Here is a 3,401-nt window from a genome sequence, read left to right as displayed (position 1 = left end):
GCGTGCCCACCGACGCCGATCTCCCGGCCCGGCTCCGGGCCGTGCTGGCCGTGGTGTACCTCATCTTCAACGAGGGGCACACGGCGAGCTCGGGTGAGGCGCTCGTCCGCGCGGACCTCTGCGCCGAGGCCATCCGCCTCGGACGGCTCCTGGCCGAGCTCATGCCCGACGAACCCGAGGTCATGGGGCTGCTCGCGCTCATGCTGCTGGTCGAGTCACGCCGGACCGCCCGCACCACCCCCGGCGGCGACCTGGTGCTGCTGGCCGACCAGGACCGCGGCCGCTGGGACCCACGCCTGATCGCCGAGGGCCAGGGGATCGTCCGGCAATGCCTGCGGCGCGACCGGCCCGGACCGTACCAGGTCCAGGCGGCGATCAACGCCGTGCACAGTGACGCGCCCACCGCGGCCGCCACGGACTGGCGGCAGATCCTGCAGCTGTACGACCAGTTGCTCTCGCTCGCCCCGAACCCGGTCGTGGCCCTCAACCGCGCGGTGGCGGTGGCCGAGGTGGAGGGGCCGCAGGAGGCCCTCGCCCTCGTCGACGCCCTCGACCTCGACGGCTACCACCTGTTCCACGCCATCCGCGCCGACCTGCTCCGGCGCCTGGGCAGGGAGGCCGAGGCCGCGGCGGCCTACGAGTCGGCGATGGCCCGCACCGAGAACGCGGCCGAGCGCGAGTTCCTGCGGCGCTGCCGGCTGGCGGTCACCCGGTCCTGACGGCATCGCGGCGGCGGTCCGGGCGACACGCCTCACGCCCTCAGAGGTGGTTGACCTGGGACGGTATCGCTCCCGGGCGACGGTCTAGGCTGGCCGGATGAGCCCGAACATCGCAACGAACACGGCCGTCGACCGTGCCGAACTGCTCGAGTTCCTCCGGCCCCGCCACCACGCCATCCTGCTCACGACGCGGTCCGACGGCGGGCCGCAGGCCTCTCCCGTCACGTGCGGCGTCGACGGCGAGGGCCGCATCGTGATCTCGACCTACCCCGAGCGGGCCAAGGCCCGCAACGCACGCCGTGACGCCCGGGTCAGCGTGGTCGTGCTCTCCGACGACTTCGACGGGCCCTGGGTCCAGGTCGACGGCACCGCCGAGGTCATCGACATGCCCGAGGCCACCGAGCCGCTGGTCGACTACTTCCGTTCGATCTCCGGGGAGCATCCCGACTGGGACGAGTACCGCCAGGCCATGGCCCGGCAGAACAAATCACTGCTACGCGTCACCCCCCAGCGCTGGGGCCCTGTCGCCACGGGGGGATTCCCGCCGAACCTGGCCTGACCAGGACGCTCCTGCGCCGATGAGACCCCCGCGCCGCAAAGTCGAACAAAGGGGGCTCAGCAAGCGTCGTACCCTGTGACGAACCATGTCGAAGTGCGAACGCTGAGGGAGCTGTGGTGCCGATGGGGCGGCTGACGATGCCGGTGAGACTGCCGATGACGCTGGCGGTGGCCGCCGTCATGGCCGTCGGCTGCTCGTCAGGCCAGGGCGTGCTCGGCGGGAAGAAGTCGCCCGCCGTGCTGGCGTTCACGCCGGCCAACGGCGCACAGAAGGTCGCACCCGACGCGGGCACGGTCGTCAAGGTCTCGGGCGGGAAGCTCACCCAGGTCACCGTGGCCGACGCCAAGGGCCGGAAGATCGAGGGTTCGCTCGCATCCGACGCGCATTCGTGGCGGGCCCGGTGGACCCTCTCTCCCGCTACGACGTACACGGTCGACGCGCAGGCCACCGGCGAGGACGGCAAGCAGGTCGCCGGCAAGGCGACCTTCACCACGCTGACGCCGGCTCGCAGGCTCGAGAGCGGCATGTCGCCGCTGGACGGCGAGAAGGTCGGCGTGGGCATGCCCGTGCAGTTGCTGCTGTCGCAGCCGGTGACCACCAAGGACGCCAAGGCGGCCGTCGAGCGGTCCCTCGAGGTGAAGATGTCGCAGCCCGTCGAGGGGGCCTGGAGCTGGGTCGGCGACCGCGAGGTGCAGTTCCGCCCACGCGACTACTGGACCACCGGCCAGAAGATCAAGGTGATCGCGCACCTCGCCGGGGTCAAGGCCGGCAATGGGCTGTGGGGCGTCAGGGACCGCACGCTCCAGTTCACCGTCGGCGCGCGGCACATCACCAAGGTCGACGCCAAGGCCCACAAGGCGACGGTGACCGACGACGGGAAGACCGTCCGGACGATCCCTGTGAGCCTCGGCAAGCCGGGCGACGACAGCTACTCGGGCATCATGATCGCCCAGGAGAAGAATCCCGCCATGGTCATGGACTCGGCGACGACCGGCAACCCCGGGGACTACCGCACGCCGACCAAGTGGAACGTCCGGATGACCTACAGCGGCACGTTCTTCCACTCGGCACCGTGGTCGACGGGTGCGCAGGGCAATGCCAACGTCAGCCATGGCTGCGTCAACGCCAGCCCCGAGAACGCCCGCTGGTTCTATGACTTCACGAGCCGAGGCGACATCATCGAGGTCACCGGCACGACCCGCAAGCTGCGGTTCGGCAACGGCCCCACCCCTTGGGCGAAGTCGTGGAGCGAGTGGCTGAAGGGCAGCGCTCTCGGCAAGCCGGTCAACGCCGGCGCGGGGGCACCGGCCGCGACACCGAACTGACCCCTGACGGGCCCTCGCGCAGGTCTCATGCGGTGCCGTGCGGCCGCACCGCATCGGGGTCGGTGTCCTCGTCCGCATCCGCGTCCACGTCAAAGCCCGCGTTCACGTCGGAATCCACGTCCGCATCCGCGTCTGCCGCCGTCGAGCCCGCCGCGGCGTGCAGGGCCGCCAACCGCTGCGCGGTGAGGTCGTAGCGCAGCGTCAACGCGATGGCGACCGCCATCAGCACTGCGGGCACCAGCGTGCCGCCGAGCACGACGGTGTTGATCGCGGCGTCGGACTGCGGGACGACCTCGTCGGGGTCCGAGGAGACGAACCCGGCCAGACCCAGCATCCAACCGAGCAGCAGCGCGCCGAACGCGGCCGTCACCGTCTCGGTGGCGGTCCACAGGCCGGTGAGCACCCCCGCCCGGCGCGCCCGTGACCTGAGCGCGTCGGCGGTGAGCGTGTCCGCCAGCATCGAGAACTGCAGGAGCTGGATCCCGGCGTAGCCGACGCCGATCACGACCACGCACAAGTGGGTGTAGACGAACCCGAAGAACGGCGCCAGGCTCATCCCCACGGCACCGGACAGGAACAACGCGGACGCCAGCACCATCGCGCCCCGTTTCTCGATCCGCCGTGACAGCCGTACCCACGCGGGCATGGTGACGGTGATGGGCCCGACCAGCGCGAGGAACATCGTGGTCACCGCGCCGGTGTCGTCCAGAACGTAGGTCGCGAAGTACGGCGCCCCGGCCAGCATGATCCCGATGGCGAGCATCTGGGTGCAGCTGAAGCCGAGCAGGCTCAGGAAGG

General features: G+C 70.9%; 4 protein-coding genes. 3 read left to right on the top strand and 1 reads right to left on the bottom strand.

What is annotated here, in order from left to right; all coding sequences use genetic code 11:
• The 3 genes from HKK72_RS37710 to HKK72_RS37700 form a co-directional block, all read left to right on the top strand.
• A partial coding sequence (locus HKK72_RS37710; RefSeq protein ID WP_315987643.1) for an RNA polymerase sigma factor occupies window positions 1–719 on the top strand: 719 nt, incomplete at its 5' end.
• A 97-nt stretch (window positions 720–816) separates the two neighbouring features.
• Window positions 817–1,278, top strand: coding sequence for a PPOX class F420-dependent oxidoreductase (locus HKK72_RS37705; protein WP_187239175.1), 462 nt, complete (start codon window positions 817–819; stop codon window positions 1,276–1,278).
• Window positions 1,279–1,400: 122 nt separating this feature from the next.
• On the top strand, window positions 1,401–2,603 hold the full coding sequence (locus HKK72_RS37700; RefSeq protein WP_261987575.1) for an Ig-like domain-containing protein: 1,203 nt from the start codon (window positions 1,401–1,403) through the stop codon (window positions 2,601–2,603).
• Window positions 2,604–2,628: 25 nt separating this feature from the next.
• Here HKK72_RS37700 and HKK72_RS37695 read toward each other — a convergent pair.
• The coding region (locus HKK72_RS37695; RefSeq protein ID WP_187239174.1) for an MFS transporter at window positions 2,629–3,401 on the bottom strand (773 nt) is incomplete at its 5' end.

Source organism: Actinomadura sp. HBU206391 (assembly GCF_014323665.1).
Taxonomy (GTDB): Bacteria; Actinomycetota; Actinomycetes; order Streptosporangiales; family Streptosporangiaceae; genus Actinomadura_C.
The sequence above is the reverse complement of the archived record's forward strand: the minus strand, read 5'-3'. Positions and strand labels throughout refer to the sequence as shown.